The organism is Pseudidiomarina aestuarii (assembly GCF_003987355.1).
Lineage (GTDB): Bacteria > Pseudomonadota > Gammaproteobacteria > Enterobacterales > Alteromonadaceae > Pseudidiomarina > Pseudidiomarina aestuarii.
The window spans coordinates 21,480-43,469 of record NZ_PIPR01000005.1; the positions used below are offsets into that span (position 1 = coordinate 21,480).

The following is a 21,990-nucleotide window of genomic DNA, read 5'->3' on the forward strand; positions in this document are numbered from 1 at the left end:
ACTGGGAGCTGTGTCACATGTCTACTGCGTATCCAATTCATTTATCCTCCGCCAAACCTGCCGTGAACGGTTGGAAAGCGAGTGCAGCTGTTTATCCGGGTGATCAATCAGCGACTATTTACCTTGAGGCGGATGAAGCAGAGAACTTGCGCAAAATTCAGCGTGCTGGACGTCAGCTTGACGGACTCAGCATTCATAGTGTGGCGTTATCCGGCAGTGACTGGGACCAAGAGCGGCAGTGGGCTTTTGCTCGCGGTTACATGGATACACTCAGTAAAAATACCATCGACTGGGCTGCACACGATGCAGCAGCAGTGGAGCACCTCCAACAACTCTTGGATACAACCGTCTGGGCTCGTGAACTTGTCAACTTGCCTCCCAATGCAATTTATCCTGAGTCGCTCGCTGAGCGGGTGATTGAAAAATTGACTGCAGTCGGACAGAACAACATCCACTGCCGAGTGATCAAAGGTGACGAGCTGCTGAAGGAAGGTTGGACCGGTATTCATACCGTGGGTCGTGCCAGCATTAAGCCTCCGCTCATGCTCATTGTTGATTACAACCCAACGGGTCAAGCAGACGCTCCGACGCAAGCGGTCTTGGTTGGTAAAGGGATTACTTTTGATAGCGGCGGCTACAGTATCAAGTCTAGTGAAGGCATGGTCTCCATGAAGTGCGATATGGCAGGTGCCGCGACCGTTGCAGGCGCCTTAGCATTAGCTATTCAACAAGGTTTGAATGAACGGGTGCAGCTGGTTCTATGCTGTGCCGAGAACTTGATTGATGGGCATGCGTACAAACTTGGCGACATTATTACCTATAAGAATGGAATGACCGTGGAAATTGTGAACACGGATGCCGAAGGCCGCTTAGTTCTGGCTGATGGACTGCAATATGCCGGTGAAACTGGCGCTCCGTTGATTATTGATGCGGCGACGTTGACCGGTGCTGCACAGGTGGCCGTCGGCAATGAATACAATGCTTTGTTTAGTGTCGATGATCAGCAGGCGAATCGAGCTCTCGCACTCGCTGCTGAAACCAATGAATTATTATGGCGTTTACCGTTGCAGCAATGGCACAAGAAAAACTGCCCATCTCCGTTCGCTGATACCGCGAATAGCCGACCACAGAAAGGCGGCGGTACCGGTGGTGCGAGCAATGCTGCTGGATTCTTACTGAATTTTGCCCCGCGCAATGGTGAAGGTTGGCTGCATTTTGATATTGCCGGCGCGTATCACGCTAGTGCGAACGGACTCAACCCTGCCGGCGCGACTGCGCTCGGTATCCGCACCATTTCACGCTTATTACGCAGTCAATAATGACCACTCTTGCAGCGCTGCCTATTGCAGCGTTGCTGCCCTCCATTATAGAGAAACTGGCAGCACCGGCAGCACGTCTTGTCATTGAAGCACCTCCCGGTGCCGGCAAGTCGACTGCGCTGCCATTAGCCCTATTGCAACAGCTGCAGCGACCCGGTCGCATTGTTTTGCTGCAGCCGCGACGTCTTGCCGTACTCTCTATCGCACATTTTCTGGCGGAACAATTGGGCGAGTCCGTCGGACAGCAAGTCGGTTATCAAATTCGGGGGGATAGTGCATTCAGCGCCAGTACGCGACTCCTGATTATGACCGAAGGCTTGTTTGTGCAGCAATTGCAGAACGATCCTGAACTAGCGAATGTGAGTTTGGTGTTATTTGACGAGTTTCATGAGCGCAATGTGGCTGGCGACTTGGCCTTAGCTATGTTGCAGGAAACCTTGAGTCTCCGCACCGATCTCAGTGTTGTCGTAATGTCAGCTACGATCCCTGCTGCGGCTATCGCGGCTTGGTTAGAAACCGATTCGATAGTCCGCAGTGAGGGCCGCCAGTATCCGATCAGCATTGAGTATCGCCCTGTGCGCTCTGATCAGCCTTATCTCAAGGCGTTGATTCCCGTGGTCAGCGAAGCGATTCAGCGAGCCGAACAGGGCGTGTTGGTATTCGTACCTGGAATTGCCGAAATTGAACGCGTTTTGGAATCATTTGCACATCGTGACGATATCGAATGTTTGCCTTTGCACAGTCAATTGCAGCGAGCAGACCAGCAGCGTGTGCTCAAACCGGCGACCCAAAAACGCGTGATTGTCGCGACGAATATTGCTGAAACCAGTGTCACCTTGCCCGGTATTGATGTAGTGGTCGACAGCGGACGTGAGCGCGTCGCGCATTTTTACCCACAGCATGGTATCAGTCGCTTACTAACCAAACGCATCAGTCGAGCATCAGCCACGCAGCGCGCAGGCCGAGCAGGGCGTTTAGGACCGGGGATCTGCTTGCGATTGTGGGCTGCTCAAGACGAACACGGTATGCGTGATTTCAATCCAGCAGAAATCGAAATTGCTGACCTGACGCAGTTTGTTCTCGAATGTAAACGCTGGGGCAGTGAACCCGCTCAGATGCGTTTCTTGACGCCACCCAATCAGACCCATGTTGAGGTTTGTGAGTCACTCTTGACCGATTGGGGGGCACTCGCCCATAACGGCACATCAACTGCGGTCACGGCAGTTGGGCGAGCACTCGCACAGTTGGGTACCGATATTCGTTATGGCTTCATCATCCGCGCAGCGGAAGCAGACTCCCGAGCAACTAAGAGCTTAGCCGCTTTAGTCGTTGCACAATTGGAGCAGCCGCCACGTGGTGCAGATGCCGAGTTCCCGCTGCCGCCTGAACGGTTGCAAGGCCTGACGTTGCAGCGCTGGCGCTATTGGCTTCAGTATTTCAAAATCGACGAGCAACAAGCGAAGGAGAGTTGGCGCAATGCAGATACGGCACAACTCCTGTTGCACGGCTTTGCTGATCGAATTGCGCAGCGCCGAGGTTCCAGTGATCGTTATGTTCTCGTTTACGGCGGCGGCGCCCGCTTACACGAGACCGCGGCTTTAGCGCGCAGTGATTACTTGCTGGCAATCGATTTAACTTTCAATGAGAACAGCCCTGATGCGTTGTTGCGACAAGTCATTCCATTGTCTCAGGCTGATCTTGAGCATCCAGCAGTGCATATCCAAGAGCAGACTATTGCTGGTTTTTTTGGACCACAACAACGTTTGCAACGCCGTCGACAATGGCGACTCGGCGCTATTGTATTAAAAGAACAGGAGCTAGCCGGCAGTATTCCAGCCGATGAACGTATTGAAGCTTTGTTGAGTGTTTGCCAACAACAATCTGCGCGTACTGTCGATGATCTCCCGCTGCGTTGGACTGCAGCATGCCGACAATGGCTCGCGCGGGTTGCCATGTTGCGCCAACATGCGCAAGAACTCGACTTACCGGACCTCAATCCGGTCTGGTTGCAACAAAACTTAGCGCTCTGGGCAGCCCCCTACTGGCAGTCCATTCAGACTTTGAATGAGTTACAACAATGGGATCCGTTACTGGCACTCAAACAGCAACTTACCTATGCTCAACAACAACAACTGGAGCAGGAATGTCCGGCAACATGGCAAGCACCCAGTGGCCGCACTCATGCTATTGATTACACTGCAGAACAACCTACTGTTGCGGTGAAGCTACAAGAAGTATTCGGTGAGCCCGTCTCACCAAGACTAGCTCGTCAACAAGTCACGCTTACCTTAGATTTACTCTCACCGGCTGGACGGCTATTGCAACGGACTCGAGATTTAGCTAGTTTTTGGCAGAACGCCTACCAAGATGTCAAAAAAGAAATGAAAGGTCGCTATCCTAAGCATCCATGGCCGGATGATCCGGTTCAAGCAATCGCTACACATAAAACCAAGAGACAGTTGTAATGGCAGGCACCCGCAATCGCGTCATGAAGTATCTATTGGTCACCGGACTCAAGTTGAGTCTGGTTGGCACAGCGTTGCTAGCCATTTATTTGATCTATCTCGATAGCTCCTTGACCGAGCGCTTTCAGCAGAACCGCTATCAAGCACCAGCACTGATTTATGGGCGGAGTTTGCAGCTCGAGCCCGGTTTACCGTTGACTCTTGCGCAAGTCGAGCTGGAATTGCAGCAACTCCAATACCGCAAAGTAAGTCAAGTGAATGACTCTGGGCAGTACGCAAAGGGGTCGCAGCGATTGCATATTTACCGTCGCCCGTTCGACTTTCCTAACGGGCCAGCTATGGCCGAAGCAGTGCAAATAGACTTCGATGCCAATGGCATTCAATCGATGAGTCGATTGCCAGCGAACCTGCCACTCGAGAGCTTTGAACTGGAACCGCCGTTTATTGGACGCATAGCTGCAGCGAGCGGTGAAGATCGCCTCTTAGTTGGTCTTGAAGTAGTGCCGAATCTCCTCATCGAAACGCTACTGATGATAGAGGACCAAGATTTTTATCATCACGCTGGCGTATCGTTGACCTCAATCGGTCGCGCGGCGCTTGCCAACCTAGCCGCTATGAGAACGGTTCAGGGCGGCAGCACGTTGACGCAGCAATTGGTCAAGAACCTCTATCTCACGCGTGAGCAGACCCTGTGGCGCAAAGCGAATGAAGCACTGATGGCGCTGATCATCGATTACCGTTTTAGCAAGAACGAAATTCTCGAAACCTACTTAAATGAAGTGTACTTCGGACAAGACCGTGGCTCGGCGATTCATGGTGTCGGTTTGGCGAGTCGATTCTACTTCGGTAAACAGGTGCAAGAATTGGATGAAGCTGAAATTGCGCTGCTTATCGCTATTATCAAAGGGCCCAGTTACTACGATCCGCGCCGCTATCCGGAGCGCGCACAACAACGCCGTGACATGGTATTGCAGTTGATGTTTGGGCAAAACCTGATTACTCGAGCTACCTATGAATCTGCGGTTGAGCAGCCTTTAGTTTATGGCGAATCAGGTCGGTTGGTGGCCGATAATGTGCCACATTACTTAGAGTTAGTCCGACATGAACTGGCACAAACGATGTTACCAACTGACTGGCAGCAGCAAGGCTTGCGGATCTTTACTTACCTCGATCCCGTTGCACAACGCGCCGCTGAGCAAGCGCTGCAGTCACAGCTCAGCCGAGTTAGCGATGATCCAGACCTGCAGGGAGCTGTGGTTGTCGCTGACGCGAATCACTATGGAATTACAGCGGTTGTAGGTGACCGGAATCCACGGCGTGTTGGTTTTAACCGCGCAGTGGCAGCCTTTCGTCCTGTGGGTAGCTTGATTAAGCCCTTTGTTTACGTGAACGCGCTATCGGGTGATACGCCTTACGAACTCGCCAGCATCATAGAGGACACGCCGATTACATTGGCTAATGGTGCGGATCAGCGCTGGTCGCCAGAGAATTTCGACAAGAAATTTAAAGGCAACATCATGCTTTACGACGCCTTTATTGAATCGCGCAATGTGCCAGCAGTGCGGTTGGGTATGAGTACGGGCGTAGATCGACTGGTCGATACGTTGCAAGCAGCTGGTGTGGATTCGCCGATTCCTGCTTATCCATCATTAACGCTCGGTGCGGTGCCGCTGGCGCCGGTTACCGTCAGTGAAATTTTTGTCACGCTAGCGAATTATGGGCGTCAACAACCACTGCGAACTATCGCTGCGGTGACCAATCATGCTGGCCTGGCGTTATATAGACGTGGTCAGCAGCAGCCCAAGCAGGCCTTCAGCGAGATTGCAGCACAGCAGGTGGTCTATGGGTTGCGGGGTGTGGTGAACGAAGGCACTGGGCGCGCACTAGCAGCTCGTTTTGGTAAAGACCGTTTAGCAGGTAAGAGTGGCACTACCAATGATTATCGTGATAGTTGGTTTGTGGCGTTCGATGCGCGACAAGTGGTCACTGTGTGGGTTGGGCGTGATGACAATAAGCCGGTGCAACTCACCGGCAGCAGTGGTGCTCTACCGGTCGTGGGTGAGGTATTTGCAAATACCAGTATACAGCCGCTTTCAATGCAACTACCCGAAGCGCTCACAATGCAAAATTATCATCGCGACTTGGGTGTTTTGATACCACTGGATTGCGCTGAAGGGCGTTTGTTACCGGGCTTAACAAGAGCAGTGCCAGAGCGTCAAACTTGTGCTGGAACCGTGCGTGAAGAAAAATGGTGGGAGCGTTGGTTTTAGCTCCCACCGTGTTTATTTAGAGCGTGGTTTATAGCGCTTTTAGCTCTGCAAATGCTTTTTCCGCAGCATCCAATGTCGCTTGAATATCGGCATCACTATGAGCCGCAGACATAAAGCCTGCTTCAAACGCCGATGGCGCTAAATAGACGCCTTGCTTCAACATGCTGTGGTAGAAATGTTTGAAATGCTGCATGTTGCACTGCGTGGCCTGCTGATAGCTGGTAATTGGGCCATCACCACTAAAGAAGAATCCGAACATCGAGCCCGCACGGTTGGTCGTAAATGGAATACCCGCCGCATCGGCGCGCTCCTGCAAGCCATTGACGAGGCGATCAACGAGGTCATACAAGCCCTCGTACAAGTTCACATTGTGCAGTTGCGACAACGCTGCAAAACCTGCCGCCATAGCAACCGGATTTCCAGATAGCGTACCGGCTTGATACACCGGGCCTACTGGAGCGATATAATCCATGATCTCGCGCTTGCCACCGAATGCGCCTACTGGCATGCCACCACCGATGACTTTACCGAGCGTCGTCAAATCTGGAATGACATTGTAGTACTCTTGCGCACCGCCACGAGAAACGCGGAAGCCGGTCATCACTTCGTCAAAGATTAAGACGCTACCGTACTCATCACAGATGCTGCGCAACCCTTCCAAGAATCCCGGAACCGGTGGAATACAATTCATATTACCGGCAACAGGCTCCACGATAATGGTCGCGATTTGGTCGCCAAGTTCTTCAAATATGGCGCGTATCGAGTCGATATCATTAAAGGTCACAGTAAGTGTGTGCTTGGCGAAATCTTCAGGGATACCCGGTGAGTTGGGTACACCCAACGTCAATGCGCCTGAGCCTGCTTTGACCAACAACGCATCAGCATGGCCATGATAACAACCCTCAAATTTCAGAATTTTATCGCGCCCTGTGTACCCACGAGCCAAGCGAATGGCAGTCATGGTAGCTTCGGTACCACTATTGACCATCCGTACTTTTTCGATAGACGGCACCAGGCTTTTAATTTTCTCAGCCATGGTGATTTCGGTTGATGTAGGCGTACCAAAGCTGAGCCCGCGATCAACAGCTTTGTGCGTTGCTTCGCGAATAGCCGCATGATTGTGACCCAAAATCATTGGCCCCCATGAGCCCACGTAGTCAATGTAACGCTTGCCGTCGGCATCAAACATGTAAGCACCGTCGGCACTTTCGATAAATATGGGTGAGCCTCCGACACCGTTAAACGCACGCACAGGTGAGTTCACACCGCCGGGGATAGATAATTGGGCTTGAGCAAATAATTCTTCGGAACGAGACATCGACTTCCTCTATTTAGTTGGGGTCACACGTTGCGTTTGTCGCTGAACCACGGCACTTCCGTTTCGTAACGGTCGACAATATCAGCGACGCCAAGCGTTAACGCAAATAGCGCCATCCGGATCAAGACACCATTGTCAGCCTGACGGAATATGGCGAGATTCGGGTTTTGGTTCAAATCATTATCCAATTCATTTGCCTCAGCGCGAGAATCACGTGGCAATGGATGCATGATGACCGTGTTCGGTTTGTAATGTTTGGTATAAATTTCGCTGTTCAGTCTGAACTTACCGCGATACATGTCGGCTTCTTGTGGCGTGGTAAAACGCTCTTGCTGAATGCGAGTTTGATAAATAATGTCCGCATCCGAACTGCCGCTCATCTGGTCAGTCACTGTCACCTGATGTCCAGCTTGCGCTAACACGTCTAATACACTGTCTGGCATCGCGAGTTCGCGTGGCGAAATCAGTGTGAATCGCACTTTATTGTACATCGCTAGTAAGCGTGACAATGAGTGTACGGTACGACCAAACTTGAGGTCTCCCATCATGCAGATGTGCATACCATCAACGTCATGCCCATGGTAGGCGAGTTCTTTTTTGATGGTATAGAGATCGAGTAAAGCTTGCGTGGGGTGTTCGTTCGCGCCATCACCACCATTGAGCACGGGTACCCGAGATCCTTGCGCGAACTCGGCAACGGAACCTGACTTCGGGTGCCGCATGGCAATCACATCACTATAGCTACTGAGGACCCTTGCGGTGTCGTAGAGCGACTCCCCTTTGGTCAGAGCCGAGCTTTCCATGCCAGTCGTTTCGCGAACTTCACCACCCAATAAGTTAAAAGCGGTACCAAAACTGACGCGCGTCCGAGTCGATGGCTCAAAGAACAGATTTCCTAAAATGGCACCATCGAGTACTCGCGTCCGCTTTTGTCGGCGAGCATAGGGCAACATGCGGTCGGCAGTGGCAAAAATCTCAGCAATACTATCGCGGTCAAACTGCTCAACCGAGAGGATATTCGCACCAGTAAAATTCATGAGAGAGGCCTTACAGTGAGTGAAACACTGGAGCGCCATTTTAGCAGATTCTATAGCGCGCTTAAAACGGTTTGAGTACCGCAAGTAAAATGATTGCGAATAGCGCTAAAACTGGCACCTCGTTGAATACCCGATAGAATTTGTGACTGCGCCGATTACGGTTATGCTTAAAGTCAGCCAGTAGTTTAAAACAGTAGGCATGATAGGCGTAGAGTCCTGCCACTAGCACTAACTTGACTTGCATCCAACCGCTGGCTTGCAGCCAGGCCATGCCGTAGGCGTGTATCAACAGCAACCCAAATACCAGCGTCAAAATGGCAAATGGCGTCACAAAATAAAGTAGTCGCCGCTCCATAATTTTGAGTTGAGCGTCAACGTCGCTGGACTCGGTTTGTGCGTGATACACGAACAGACGCGGCAGATAAAATATACCGGCAAACCAAGCCACCATGAAAATGAGGTGTAAGGCTTTGAACCATAAGATTGCCATTCGTGTCGAATCCCATTAAGTTACGCAGCAAGCTAGCAGTGTAAGGGAAGCGAATTCACAATGAAAGCGAGCCGTAAAATTCCAGACTTAGCCACGCTCACGCGGCGTATGCAATGGGTCGTCATTGCTGGGACATTAGCGATTGGGGCGCTGGTGGGATACCTTGCGGGCAATTGGCATGTCTTTGTGCTGCAGGACCAAGTGGCGCAACTCGAAAAGCAAGTGGATAGTCTGTATGAGCGCGCTGAAGTGTTCGACTACCAACAGCATATGGCAAGTGTTGAGTTGGGCATCGAGAAAGCGGCGACACAAAGTCTGCAGCAAGAGTTGCTCTCAGCGCAAGATGAAAACTTTGCACTGCGGCGCGAACTGACCTTCTATCAGAAAATTATGGCACCAGAAATGGAAGCCAGCGGTGTCGTGATTGATTCGTTTGAACTGCAACCCAATCGGACCGAGGGGCATTTTCATTTTCGGTTGGCAGTGGTGCAGATGGAGCGCCAACGTAGTCTGACCAAAGGCAGTGTGGCTATTCGATTGAGTGGGCGATCCGAAGCGGGTAACGCGCAATCGTTTGATTTGCATGCATTGGCAAACCTCACCGACTCCGATAAGCAGTTCAGTATGCGTTACTTCACAGTCCAAGCGGGTGACTTTGTCTTGCCAGAGAACTTCTTGCCAGAGCGCATTGATGTTGAGGTGACCGTGTCGAGTGGTAGCAATCAACAATTGAGTAAGAGTTTTTATTGGAACCAGTTGTTAAAGCCCGCTGAGAGTCCAACTGACAGCTCGTCACCTGAGAATGAAGCGGAACTCCCAGTGGACAATACTTGACCCTTTTACTCAGGTAAGCGAAAATAGGCACCGTCACTGAGAGGTACCAAAGATTATGACTGCAGCAGCACAAGCAATGCCGATTCAATTTACTGAAGCGGCTGCGAACAAAGTAAAAACGTTAATTGCCGATGAAGAGAACCCTGATTTGAAACTCCGGGTCTATGTCACTGGTGGTGGCTGCTCTGGCTTCCAATATGGCTTCACGTTTGACGAAAAAGTGAATCCGGGTGACACCGAAATCGAAAAAAATGGCGTGATGCTGGTGGTTGATCCAATGAGTCTGCAATACCTTGTTGGCGGCATCGTTAGCTATGAAGAAGGTTTGCAAGGTGCACGCTTCTTCGTCGATAACCCCAATGCAACCACCACCTGTGGTTGTGGAGCTAGTTTCGCCGTCTAATCCCGCGCTTGCAAAGGGTGAGTTCGTGTTGCAGTTAAGGTAAGATGATCATCATCTTAGTTTAGCGATGCGAGGTCATTCATGAGTTCTTACGCACAGCATATTGCGACCGTTCAGGCGCGTTTCGATGCGGCACTTGCCGCCAGTGGTTTTGATTCAGCTCTTGTCTATGCTGGCCAACCTCGAGTCGCGTTTCTGGACGATAATCCAGCGCCCTATAAAGTAAACCCGTTATTCAAATATTGGGTTCCAGTGATTCAAAGTCCGAAAAGCGCGGTTTATTATGAGCCTGGTTCAAAACCTATCGTATTCCTCCATCAGCCGCGTGATTTTTGGCATGCTCATGTCGACGTGCCACATGAAGAATGGCAAAACCATGTCGAGTTAGTGGTTGTCGATGCACCCGAAAAAATCGCAAGTTATTTGGGTAGTAAGCTCGAGCGTTCAGCATTTTTAGGGGAGAACTTTGCAGAGCCAGTGGCAAGTTGGAAGACTGCTGCAGTAAACCCGCAAGCCTTGATCGATCATTTGCATTTCCACCGGGCTATTAAGACCAGTTGGGAAGTGGAAAACATGCGCCAGGCCAACCTGCTAGCTGCGACCGCCCACAATGCTGCGCGTGACGCTTTCTTTGCCGGTAAGAGCGAATTGGAAATTCATGCCGCTTACTTGGCCGCCATCAACTTTCGTGAATCTGAAGTACCATACAACAGCATTGTGGCACTGAATGAACATGGTGCGGTGTTGCACTATGACGTTTATCAAACCCAGGCGCCGCAAGAGTCGCGCTCTTTTTTGATTGATGCTGGTGCGCTCTATCGTGGCTACTGCGCCGATATTACTCGAACCTATGCGCGGACAGATGGCTTTTTTGCCGATCTGATCAAAGCCGTTGACCAAGCCCAGCAAGATCTTCTGAGCGAAATTAAGCCGGGTATCAATTATTACCAACTCCATGTGTCACAGCATCTGAAAATTGCGCAAATCCTGAGTGATTTTGATTTGGTCAAGGGTAGTGCTGAGAGTATTTACGAGCAGGGTTACAGCAGCCCATTCTTCCCGCACGGCTTAGGCCACTTTATTGGCCTGCAAGTGCACGATGTAGGTGGCCATCAGCGCAACGATCGAGGCGATATGTACGATCGTGACCCGCGGCATCCATTCTTACGTTTACTCCGCGACGTTGAGGTGGGACAGGTATTCACTATCGAGCCGGGCTTGTATGTTGTCGATCAGTTACTCGAAGACTTTGCCGGGAACAATGACTTTAATTGGCAGCGTATTGACGAGTTACGGCCGTATGGTGGCGTGCGTATTGAGGATAGTGTTGTGGTCGGTGAGAACGGTAACAATGAAAATCTCACCCGCGATGCATTCGCTCAAATCGAGTCGTAGTTTTTTACTCTAAGAGTTAATTCGCCGAATACAGTCCGCCCAGCACTGCGCTGCGGCGGGCTCCGGTAACTGCTGGTAAATTCCCCGGAATCTTCTCCATATAGGCATGCGCCAACCACGCAAACGCAAAAGCTTCGAGGTGTTGTGGATGCATACCCAACTCAGCGATAGAGTGCACTTGGCTGTCGGCCAGGTGTTGGCGCAAGGCTTCCATTAAAACCGGATTGAAGGTACCACCACCGGCAACGAAGACTTGTTGCGGGCGCGCGGGCAGCCAAGTGCTCATAGCCTTCGCCACGGTGATCGCGGTCAGTTCCACTAGTGTCCGCTGTATGTCGGCTGGCGCGTAACGATCCAGCTGTGCCACCTGCTGTTGCAACCAACCCAAATGAAAATAATCGCGCCCGCTGCTTTTGGGGGGTGGTTGTAAAAAAAACGGATCCGCTAGCAACTGTTCTAAGACCTCTGCTTGGACGGTTCCTTGCTGAGCGAAAGCTCCGTCGACGTCATAAGTTTTTGAAGCATTGGGATGTTGCGCTTGCCACCAAAAGTCGAGCAGGGTGTTGGCAGGTCCAGTATCAAAACCTAATACGTCGCTAGCTTGACCTGGTAGCCAGGTTAGGTTGGCTATACCACCTAAATTGAGAACCACTCGGGCCGTATTGGGCTCGGCAAACAGTGCATGATGCACGGCGGGCACCAGCGGAGCCCCTTGTCCGCCCAATGCGACATCTTTGCGTCGGAAGTCAGCGACGACATCAATACCGGTCAGTGCAGCTAATGTATTCGGGTCGCCGATTTGCACGGTGTATGGTGTCGCGGCTGCGGGGGCATGACGAATCGTTTGGCCGTGACTACCGATGGCACGGATGGCTTCAATCGAGATATTTTGCTGAGCCAGAAAGGTCAACACGCAGTCTGCGCAAAACTCGGCAAATTGGCGGTCAAGTTGCGCCGCCAAATGCATTTCGTTGGCTTGTGATCGAGTGAGTGCGTCGAGCTGATCGGCAAGCCTTGCAGGTAGTGGAAAGTGATGGTGCGCATGTAGTTGCGGTCGTGGAACAAAGTCGGCGAGAACAATATCAAGGCCGTCCATACTGGTGCCTGACATGAGTCCAAGATAACGCGCTGACATCGTATTAATTCATCGCGAGGAGAACGCGTTTATTATCCTGCAACATCGCCATCCGTTGGTTAGCGATTTCTTTAAAGCGCGGCATTTCTGTCTTTGCCAAAGCTTCTGCTTGCGGGAGTTCAACCGTCCGCGGATTGCGGTGCACACCATCTACCAAGAACTCGTAATGTAAGTGTGCGCCCGTGACTCGACCTGTCGCACCGACGCGACCGATCAGGTCGCCTTGACGAACCCGTTGACCATTTTTTACGAGGCGCTTACTGAGGTGTAAGTACTTGGTGACGTAACGTTCGCCATGCTGGATAAACACGTAGTGACCATTCAGATTGTTGTACGCACTCGCAATAACTTTACCGTCGCCAGAGGACATCACCGGCGTTCCTACATTTGCCGCATAGTCAATACCATTGTGCGGACGCACCTGACCCGTGACCGGATGCATGCGGCGCGGATTGAAGCTGGAGCTGATATAGGTGAATTTTACTGGTGAACGCAGGAATGACTTACGCATTGCCCGACCATCAGCAGTATAGTAATCACCATTGTCATGCAGTATGGCAACAAACGATTTGCTGCGATTCACAAATTCTGCCGCCAAAATTCGACCATACCCGACAAAGTCGCCATCTGCGTAACGCTTTTCATAAAGCACACTGAATTCATCACCCGAACGAATATCGAGAGCGAAATCGATGTCCCAACCGAACATATCAGCGAGTGCCATGATTTGGCTCTCGTTCATACCTGCATCAATGGCTGCGTTCCAGAAGTTCGACTTGATGGTTGCGTGAGCAAAGCTCTCACGGACTTCTATCGACTTACTTTCTACTTCACTGACATAGCCGGCTGGAGTCTTGGTCATGATCAGTGTTTCGATAGGATTCAACTGGTAGGCAAGCTGTACCAACTCACCTGCGTCATTGCGCGCGAATCTAAGCGTGTCACCAGGATGAATTTTGCGCAGAGTTTTCTCACCTTGCGGGTCACGCGTGACTTGATAAAGCTGCTGCGGAGTGAGCCCCATGCGGTCAAAAATCAGAGCTAAACTATCTCCTCGGCGAACCTCGTATCCGGTCCAGTTAATATCATTTAAAACCGCAGCTGGGTCGGGAGCAAATTCAATGTCGGTAACCGCTGCCTCTGCTGGAGCCTCGGGCTTCGCTTCCGGCAATTTTAACTCCAACTGATAACGTTGCCCGAGCATGAGTTCTTGGGTCGGGATCAGCGGGTCAGTTGTTTGTTTGGAGGCACTCGCAGGTTCCGTTGGAATAAACAGAAACAAAAGCGTGAACGAGCATACCGCGGCGAGCAGCACTTGGTGTCGACGTGGTAATTGTTTCACCAGCGAGGTAGCGCGCTGCGCTGCTGTCGCTGCGAGTTGTCGAGGAACTGACTTCATACTATTCCATCTAGTTAGCGCACAAATTATCTTTTATTCTGACCGCAGAATAATACGAAGTGTGCTGATTTTCCAGTCGCTTTACCATACAATGCTGCGTTTACACCAAGATTCTGTAGGTCAGGAGAAACGAAACTATGACAATGGCAGTGGCGGATGCGTTCGCAGAGTTGGCGCGAGGCACGGAAGAAATACTTCTTGCCGATGAGCTAAAAGATAAACTTTCGAGCGGTAAACCATTGGTTATTAAGGCTGGTTTCGATCCAACTGCGCCTGATTTGCACCTCGGGCATACCGTCCTCATCAACAAAATGAAGGCTTTTCAAGACCTCGGTCATAAGGTCATCTTCTTAATTGGTGATTTCACCGGCATGATTGGTGATCCGACTGGAAAAAATGTCACGCGCAAGCCGCTAACGCGCGAAGATGTGCTGAAAAATGCAGAAACCTATAAAGAGCAAGTGTTTAAAATCCTCGATCCGGCGAAAACTGAGATTCGTTTTAATTCCGAGTGGATGAACGATCTTGGTGCCGCTGGAATGATTAAACTTGCGGCACAGCAAACCGTCGCAAGGATGTTGGAACGCGATGACTTTAAAAAGCGTTATGCAGGCGGTCAGCCGATAGCTATCCATGAGTTTTTGTATCCGTTGGTGCAAGGATGGGACTCTGTCGCTCTGCGAGCTGACGTCGAATTAGGCGGCACCGATCAGCGCTTTAATCTATTGATGGGTCGCGAGCTACAAAAAGACGAAGGCCAACGCCCACAAACAGTCATGATGATGCCATTGCTTGAAGGCCTCGATGGCGTTCAAAAAATGTCAAAATCGCTCGGTAACTACATTGGCATCACAGAGCCTGCCAACGATATGTTTGGTAAGGTCATGTCGGTTTCGGATGAGCTCATGTGGCGTTACTACGAATTGTTGAGTTTCCGTCCGCTAGAAGAGATTGCTGGCTTCAAGCAGGCTATCGCTGCAGGTGCGAATCCTCGCGATTATAAAGTGTTGCTGGCGAAAGAGCTGATTGCGCGGTTTCATGATGACGCGGCTGCGGATGCTGCTGAGCAAGACTTTATTCAACGCTTCAGTAAGAATGCCATTCCGGATGAAATGACTGAACTGACCTTGTCCAGTGACGACGGCTCAATGGCTATCGCAAATCTTCTCAAAGCTGCAGATTTAGTCGCCTCGACCTCAGATGCAATGCGCATGATTAAGCAGGGCGCGGTAAAAATTGATGGTGAGAAAGTAGACGACACGCGCTTGATAGTTCAGGCCGGTTCCACGGCAGTTTACCAAGTCGGCAAACGCAAATTTGCGCGAATTACCTTGGCATAGTTTAAGCGGTTAAGCGCTAAAATTAGGTCGTTTCGGGTGGCAATGCCGATTGTTGCTCGAAACGTCGCTCCGGCCACCGCATCAGGGTTAAATGTTCACCCCAGACACACCCCGTGTCGAGGCCAATGACATCATCTCGTCCAGTTTCACCCATTAATGCGGCCCAATGACCAAAAATTAATGTTTGTTCAGTAACCGGCCAGAGTTCGAACCAGGGGATAAGATGGTCCGGCTTATCACCAGCACTGGGAGCCATCTTGGCTTTCAGATCGAGCGCTCCGTCGCTGGTACAAAACCGCATCCGGGTAAACGCATTGATGATAAAGCGATAACGCTCGGAACCAGTAAGGTCATCCTGCCACCGAGCTGGTGAATTACCGTACATTTCACTCAGAAAGACTTCTAATTCTGCCGCACTGGCGCTCTTTAGGAGCGCTTCTACTTCGCGTGCGTAATTTGCAGATTGAGCCGTTGTCCACCAAGGATAGATACCCGCATGGCTCATGACACAGTCGTAATCTTGTCGTAGCAAGGGTTGTTGACAAAGCCACTCAATCAAAGCGTCGCGATCGGCGGCGGATTGGTCAAGAAGAGGGGCTAATTTATCCTTCGGATTGGGCTCTCGTTGACCGAGTAAAATAGCCAACAGATTGAGATCGTGGTTGCCCAACGTCATTTTGAAGCTGGTACCGAGTTCACGCACCAGTTGCCAACAGCCGAGTGAGTCTGCTCCACGTGCAACGAGATCACCGACACACCAAAGTTCATCGTGACGAGGATTAAAGCTGACGCGCTCAAGCAATCTGTCGAGTTCGACTCGACAACCTTGAACATCGCCTACCAGATACCTTGCCATGGCTTGACCTTAATGCAGAATATTCGGAACAGCGAGTCGGAACGACGGAATTTCGACAATAAACTGATCACCCGTATGGGTGACCATGCCGTAATGGCCATGCATCATACCCAGCGGCGTCGCAATCACGGTTCCACTGGTATACGTGAAGCTCTCGCCAGCCGCTATTCTTGGCTGTTGACCGACTACGCCGTCACCGGCGACGCGGGTAATTTTGTGATCAGCATCCGTAATTTGCCACGACCGATTTAGGAGTTGCACAGGGTGCTCTCCATTATTGGTAATGGTGATGGTATAGGCGAAAACATACTGTCCTTCGGACGGCACGGATTGGGCGTTTAGATACTGCGTTTTGACGTCAATCTCGATGTGGTTCATTCTCAAAATACCAATTTGCAAGGCGACAAAAATCCGCTACAGAGAGCGTCTCGGGACGAGCATCAGGATCGATATCCAAGGCTCGTAATTGTTCATCTGACAGAATCGATTTCAAATTATTACGGATGGTTTTCCGTCGTTGATTAAAGGCCATCAGACAAATGGTGTGCAGAGCTTTGCGATCATGCACAGGATACGGTGACTCTTTATAAGGGACTAACCGAACCACCGCAGATTCAACTTTGGGCGGCGGTGTAAACGCATCCGGTGGTACCAAGAGCACAAATTCAACGGCGCACGCTTGTTGCACACTCACACTGATCCGACCGTAAGCCTTACTGCCATGCTCTGCAGCGAGGCGCTCGACCACTTCCTTCTGCAGCATAAAATGCATGTCTTGAATGACATCAAGATGCTCAAGGAGATGAAAGATCAGCGGCGTGGAAATGTTGTAGGGCAGATTCCCGAATACACGTAATGGCTGATCGTCACGAACAAACTGACGGAAGTCGGTTTTGAGTGCATCACCACGATGCACTGTTAACTTTTTCGATAAAAACGGATGACGTTCCAAGCGGTCAGCGAGGTCACGGTCTAATTCGACTACTGTGAGGTGGTCAATGCGTTCACAGACCGGCTCGGTCAGTGCCGCCAAACCCGGACCAATCTCAATGAGATGTTCATTTGGCATGGGGTTGATGGCGTCCACAATATCGTTGATGACGAAAGTATCGTGGAGGAAGTTTTGACCAAAGCGCTTACGTGCGCGGTGGCCTAAATGCGTTTTACTCATGCATTCACCATGGCTAGGGCAGTTTCTAGCGCAACTTGCGCGCTGCCAATGTCGATAGTCGATGATCCGGCGCGATCCAGTGCGGTGCCGTGATCGACTGAGGTGCGCACGTAGGGTAATCCTAACGTGATATTCACTGCTTGTCCGAAGCCTTTATATTTTAGCACCGGTAAGCCTTGGTCATGGTACATCGCCACTACCGCGTCAGCATGATCAATATAATGCGGTTGAAAAACCGTATCCGCAGGCCATGGACCGCTGGCATTCATACCGTCGGTTTGAGCCTGCTGAATGGCCGGTTCAATGACCTCGATTTCTTCTCGACCGAGGTGCCCACTTTCACCAGCATGCGGATTCAAGCCGCAGACCAGAAGACGCGGTTCGGCAATGCCAAATTTGTGCTGTAAGTCGGAGTGAACAATACGGAGTACTGACAAGACTTTCGCGTGCGTTATGGCCGCCGGAACAGCTAGCAAAGGTAAATGCGTGGTCACCAGTGCAACTCGGAGTCCAGCGGTTGCGAGCATCATGACTACTTGTGGGACGTCTGCTTGCTGTTGAAAGAATTCAGTATGACCGCTAAAAGTAATACCCGCATCGTTGATGACACCCTTGTGCACAGGCCCAGTCACGACGGCATCAAACTCGCCTGTGAGACAGCCTGATCCAGCTCGGGTCAGGGTGGCAACCACATAAGCACTATTAGCGCTATTTAATTGACCGAGCTGACAAGGGGCAGCCATGGTTTCGGACGCGATAGTCAGCGTCCCAGCGGCTTGCGCTTGCGGGCTTTGGCTTGCTTGGTAGGGTAAAAGACGCAACGGCAACCCGAGGGTTGCCGCACGTGACTCAAGTAAAGCAGGGTCCGCAATCACCACTAATTCGCAAGGCCAGGCTTGTTGTGCCAGCATAATGATGATGTCGGGGCCGATGCCTGCCGGTTCACCCGGCGTAAACGCAATCCGCGCTACTTTCATTCACCGACCTGTTCAATATAAGCTTGGTCGCGAATCTCCTGCTGCCAATTCTCAAGCTCTTCTTGATACTTGCGACTGAACAACAGTTGATACGCACGATTCTGCTGGCTGCGTTCCGTCGCATCTTGAGTGCGGCGATCCAGAACTTCGACAATATGCCAGCCAAATTCTGATTTAAACGGTTCGCTGATTTCACCCACCGGCGCAGTTTCGACGACCCGACGGAATGCATCGGCGAAAATATTCGGTTCATTCCAGCCCAAATTACCACCGTCGGCAGCTGACCCCGGGTCGGCTGAATGTTCGCGAGCCAAGTCAGCGAAGGTTGCTTCACCACTGATGATTTGTTGGCGGTAGTCTTGCAACATTTCTTCGGCGCGTTTATCGGACAGAATAATAGAAGGTTGAATCAAAATATGGCGAGCGTTCACTTCTTCAATTTCAACGGATTCGATACCTCGGGTATCAGCAACCTTCAGAATGTGAAAACCGACGCCACTTTTCAGAGGACCCACCAACTCACCTTTGCGTTTGTCACGCACCACTTCAGCGAACAAGGTTGGCATTGCGTTGATGTTCATCCAGCCCAAATCACCACCTTCCAGAGCAGTGTTACCTGATGAAGTGGTAATCGCCGCTTCGGCAAAGTCTGCGCCGTTGCGCAAGCGCTCTAACACCTGCTCAGCGCGCTCGCGTGCTTCTTGTGTTTCAGCACTGCTGGCGCCATCGCGAACGCCAATCAAGATGTGACTAAGGCGATATTCAACCTCTTGCTCAGACATCTCGCTAATCATTTTTGTGAGATTATTAATTTCTTGCGGCGATACATACACGCGCTGCTGTACTGCATTACGCTGTACTTGCCCAGTGATCATTTCGCGGCGAACTGATTCGCGATAGTTGTCCCAGCTCATGCCATCGCTGGCAATTTGCTCGCGCATCTGGTCGATAGTCACGCCTGAGTCTTGCGCAATGCTAGTCAACGTAGCTTGCAGTTGTGCGTCGCTCACTTCAATGCCCATTCGCTGCGCCATCTGCAACTGCAGTTCACGTAATACCAACCGGTCAATGGCTTGCACCCGTAACACTTCGTCAGCCGGCAAGCTCATATTCTCGCGTTGAGCGTTTTGCTTAACCTGTCTCAACATTTGTTGTACTTCGCTTTCCAGTACCACACCGTCATTGACGATAACGGCGACTCGATCAAGCTCTTGTGCTGACGCGGTAACACTGGTGAAGCCAATAATGGCTGCGCACAGCAGGACATAAAGTTGTTTCATGAATACTACCTAGTTACTTAAATGGAAAGGGTGGCGATAGCCAAACAGGCTTTGCTCGAGCATATCGAGTAAACTCCGGTCATCGCTGCCGAGCCCTTTTATAATAAATTGTACACTAATTCCGTTGTCGAATTCTGGCGCGTTTGCAATCGGGTCGATCAGCTGTTGCTCAACGTTCCGATTAATTCGACGATACGCACTGAAGCGAACTGCCCAACAACAATCGCTGTATTGTAATGCCAATAGGGCATCATTACTGCGCTTGTTTTGCAAATCGTAATACCAATTCGACGCCATTTGCCAACGTGGTGATAACTCGACCACGGCCTGCAAACCTAGCTGTTCAATATTGTCATCAAGAATATTGGTCACGTTACGATGACTGAATTGAACCAGATTCATATTATCTTTGCGGTATTCCAGTGCAGTCTGACTCTTCTGAGTGCGGTTGAGTTCCATATCGTATTGCACTGCGCTATTAAAAAACCAGCTGTCACTCAGTCGGAACCGTGTTTCGAGCGCGATATCCGAGCGATTCGTCATCACGGCGCTGCTATCATCGAACAGCTGCGTACGACTGTCTTCAAAGTAGTAAATTTGTGCCAAACTGATGCGCGCGAGCTCTTGGGCCTGCGCATCAAAGATACTGCTACTGGCACCCACAGTGACTTGATTGGCATCCGCTATACGGTCGAGACCGGTGAATCGACGGGCACGAAAGAGGCCGCGATAATCATCCTGCATGATAGTGGAGTCATAAATACCAATGCCGGTTTGATCGCGAAAGGGCACATATAAATACTGTACTTGCGGTTGCAGAGTTTGATGATATTCGGTGCCATTCCACTCAAAGTCACGTTCGAGATTCAGGCGTCCACGCCATCGTACCGTCGGCAGACCGCGATCAGGGTTCTCAGTGCGACCATCGATTATATTGGCTTGCTGATCATAGCGTGTGTACGAATAACCGACTTCCGCCAACCAGTCGTAAGCTGGGCGTTCAACTGCAAACTTGACCTGCGGCTCAAGGTGGATTCGGGTTGCGTAGTCACTACTGACGTCTTGGTTACGGAAATGACTGAGTTCTGAGAATAGTGAGTACTCAAGTCCGAGCTCATCAGTAAAGGTGTAGAAGCTACTCGCTTGCGGCAGCGTTCGATAAGGTGAGCGGAAATTACCAAGTAGCTCGAAATCTTCGGCGCGAATGGTCACTTGCCAATCATCCGTGAGGTAATTGGCTTGTACTTGACGATAAAGCTGGGCATCAGCGCGACCGGCGAAGTCGCTACCAATGTCATTCAGATAATCGTCGTCACTAACTCCAATGGCATTCACATACGAACGCCACTGCTCACTCCATTGCTGCTCATGTTCTACCCGCCACAAGAACCGCGAGTTATCAGTGGGCAAGCTATCATCTTCGTTCAAATAAGCGAGGTTAAATTCACCACCGCCCTGCTGACTGAGATAGCGGTATTCGCCCTGCAATTGCAAACCACGTTCTGCCATGTACCGCGGTGCCAGCGTCGCGTCCATATTGGGTGCAATGTTGAAGTAATAGGGTAGTTCAACCTCAAAGCCATTCTTTTGTGATGACCGAATGGTAGGGAACAAGAAACCAGATTTACGCTCGTCGGTCACCGGGAAATTGAGGTAAGGAACCCATAATACAGGCACTCCAAATAACTCAAACTTGGCATTCCAAGCCTCACCAAACGCCTCATTTTCGCTAATAGCGATGGTTTCGGCGCTCAATTGCCAAGTCGGCTCTTCTTCTGGGCAGGTGGTAAAAGTTGACCCTTCTAAGAGTACTTCAGCTGGAGAAATGGACAATACTTCGGCCCGACCGCGGGCGCCGGCGCCGCTCATTTGATAGCGAGCACCACTCAAATAAGCACGGTTTTCACCTGAGTTGAGGCGAAAGTTTTCACTCTGAACTTGCACGTACCCATCGGTAAATTGGGTGGCGCCGCTGGCATTAATATTGCCAGTTTCTTGGTTAATCTGGGCGTTTTCGGTGCGTAATTGTTGCTGACCATAATGCACTTCGACATTGCCAAAGTACGAAGCAAGCTGCGTTTCTGAATCAATGTCTGCGCCGTCTGCACGCACACCAATCGCTTCTGCGGGTAGGTTCTCGAACGGTTGGATCGGTTGACTCAAAAGCGGCGCGGGGATTGGGCACAAGCCAGTATAAATAGCAGGAGCTGATGTCTCTTGAGCTGCGACTGATCCGTACGCAGTGCTGGTTAATATCAGCACAGCCAGCCAGCTTCTCTCCTGCAACCTTCTACTCATTTG

At 50.9% G+C, this 21,990-nt stretch carries 18 protein-coding genes; 7 read left to right on the top strand and 11 right to left on the bottom strand.

Annotated elements, in window-relative coordinates; translation table 11 throughout:
- The first annotated feature begins 17 nt into the window (after positions 1–17).
- From pepB to mrcB, 3 genes are read left to right on the top strand one after another with little or no spacing between them, the layout of a single operon-like run.
- Complete coding sequence (gene pepB / locus CWE22_RS11535; protein WP_169931648.1) at positions 18–1,319, top strand: aminopeptidase PepB; 1,302 nt, start codon at positions 18–20, stop codon at positions 1,317–1,319.
- Positions 1,319–3,784, top strand: a complete 2,466-nt coding sequence (hrpB, locus tag CWE22_RS11540; RefSeq protein ID WP_169931649.1) for an ATP-dependent helicase HrpB — start codon at positions 1,319–1,321, stop codon at positions 3,782–3,784. Before pepB ends, hrpB begins: the two co-directional genes overlap by 1 nt.
- A complete protein-coding gene (mrcB, locus tag CWE22_RS11545) occupies positions 3,784–6,054 on the top strand; it encodes a penicillin-binding protein 1B (protein WP_169931650.1) in 2,271 nt (756 codons plus the stop codon). The genes hrpB and mrcB overlap by 1 nt, the downstream gene beginning before the upstream one ends.
- 28 nt (positions 6,055–6,082) lie before the next feature.
- Here mrcB and hemL read toward each other — a convergent pair whose 3' ends face one another.
- The 3 genes from hemL to hemJ form a co-directional block, all read right to left on the bottom strand.
- Entirely contained in the window at positions 6,083–7,372 is a 1,290-nt protein-coding gene (hemL, locus tag CWE22_RS11550; RefSeq protein ID WP_169931651.1) for a glutamate-1-semialdehyde 2,1-aminomutase, read from the bottom strand.
- A 23-nt stretch (positions 7,373–7,395) separates the two neighbouring features.
- Positions 7,396–8,409 carry an aspartate carbamoyltransferase gene (locus CWE22_RS11555; protein WP_169931652.1) on the bottom strand — a complete coding sequence of 338 codons (1,014 nt, stop codon included), beginning with the start codon at positions 8,407–8,409 and terminating at the stop codon, positions 7,396–7,398.
- Between the two features lie 61 nt (positions 8,410–8,470).
- Complete coding sequence (hemJ, locus tag CWE22_RS11560) at positions 8,471–8,899, bottom strand: protoporphyrinogen oxidase HemJ (protein WP_169931653.1); 429 nt, start codon at positions 8,897–8,899, stop codon at positions 8,471–8,473.
- 60 nt (positions 8,900–8,959) lie between these two features.
- Here hemJ and CWE22_RS11565 point away from each other — a divergent pair, with 60 nt between their 5' ends.
- The 3 genes from CWE22_RS11565 to pepQ all read left to right on the top strand — a co-directional run bounded on the left by CWE22_RS11565 (position 8,960) and on the right by pepQ (position 11,531).
- Positions 8,960–9,733 carry a LapA family protein gene (locus CWE22_RS11565; RefSeq protein ID WP_169931654.1) on the top strand — a complete coding sequence of 258 codons (774 nt, stop codon included), beginning with the start codon at positions 8,960–8,962 and terminating at the stop codon, positions 9,731–9,733.
- A 55-nt stretch (positions 9,734–9,788) separates the two neighbouring features.
- Positions 9,789–10,136 carry an iron-sulfur cluster insertion protein ErpA gene (erpA, locus tag CWE22_RS11570; protein ID WP_169931655.1) on the top strand — a complete coding sequence of 116 codons (348 nt, stop codon included), beginning with the start codon at positions 9,789–9,791 and terminating at the stop codon, positions 10,134–10,136.
- 81 nt (positions 10,137–10,217) lie between these two features.
- A complete protein-coding gene (gene pepQ / locus CWE22_RS11575; protein ID WP_169931656.1) occupies positions 10,218–11,531 on the top strand; it encodes a Xaa-Pro dipeptidase in 1,314 nt (437 codons plus the stop codon).
- 16 nt (positions 11,532–11,547) lie between these two features.
- Here pepQ and CWE22_RS11580 read toward each other — a convergent pair whose 3' ends face one another.
- Entirely contained in the window at positions 11,548–12,666 is a 1,119-nt protein-coding gene (locus CWE22_RS11580) for an anhydro-N-acetylmuramic acid kinase (protein ID WP_169931657.1), read from the bottom strand.
- A gap of 4 nt (positions 12,667–12,670) precedes the next feature.
- A complete protein-coding gene (locus CWE22_RS11585; RefSeq protein ID WP_169931658.1) occupies positions 12,671–14,065 on the bottom strand; it encodes a peptidoglycan DD-metalloendopeptidase family protein in 1,395 nt (464 codons plus the stop codon).
- Between the two features lie 137 nt (positions 14,066–14,202).
- Between CWE22_RS11585 and tyrS the strand changes: the two genes are divergently transcribed.
- Entirely contained in the window at positions 14,203–15,405 is a 1,203-nt protein-coding gene (gene tyrS, locus CWE22_RS11590) for a tyrosine--tRNA ligase (protein WP_211618714.1), read from the top strand.
- Positions 15,406–15,427: 22 nt separating this feature from the next.
- Here tyrS and CWE22_RS11595 read toward each other — a convergent pair whose 3' ends face one another.
- Genes CWE22_RS11595 through CWE22_RS11620 form a run of 6 tightly spaced genes read right to left on the bottom strand, consistent with a single transcriptional unit; the run spans position 15,428 to position 21,987 of the window.
- Positions 15,428–16,261 (bottom strand): symmetrical bis(5'-nucleosyl)-tetraphosphatase, encoded by an 834-nt coding sequence (locus CWE22_RS11595; RefSeq protein WP_169931659.1) that lies wholly within the window; start codon positions 16,259–16,261, stop codon positions 15,428–15,430.
- A gap of 9 nt (positions 16,262–16,270) precedes the next feature.
- Positions 16,271–16,639 carry a Co2+/Mg2+ efflux protein ApaG gene (gene apaG, locus CWE22_RS11600; protein ID WP_169931660.1) on the bottom strand — a complete coding sequence of 123 codons (369 nt, stop codon included), beginning with the start codon at positions 16,637–16,639 and terminating at the stop codon, positions 16,271–16,273.
- On the bottom strand, positions 16,620–17,432 hold the full coding sequence (gene rsmA, locus CWE22_RS11605) for a 16S rRNA (adenine(1518)-N(6)/adenine(1519)-N(6))-dimethyltransferase RsmA (RefSeq protein WP_169931661.1): 813 nt from the start codon (positions 17,430–17,432) through the stop codon (positions 16,620–16,622). The genes apaG and rsmA overlap by 20 nt, the downstream gene beginning before the upstream one ends.
- Positions 17,429–18,409, bottom strand: coding sequence for a 4-hydroxythreonine-4-phosphate dehydrogenase PdxA (pdxA, locus tag CWE22_RS11610; RefSeq protein ID WP_169931662.1), 981 nt, complete (start codon positions 18,407–18,409; stop codon positions 17,429–17,431). Before pdxA ends, rsmA begins: the two co-directional genes overlap by 4 nt.
- Entirely contained in the window at positions 18,406–19,689 is a 1,284-nt protein-coding gene (surA, locus tag CWE22_RS11615) for a peptidylprolyl isomerase SurA (protein ID WP_169931663.1), read from the bottom strand. Before surA ends, pdxA begins: the two co-directional genes overlap by 4 nt.
- 9 nt (positions 19,690–19,698) lie before the next feature.
- Positions 19,699–21,987 carry an LPS-assembly protein LptD gene (locus CWE22_RS11620; RefSeq protein WP_169931664.1) on the bottom strand — a complete coding sequence of 763 codons (2,289 nt, stop codon included), beginning with the start codon at positions 21,985–21,987 and terminating at the stop codon, positions 19,699–19,701.
- Between the last annotated feature and the right edge of the window lie 3 nt (positions 21,988–21,990).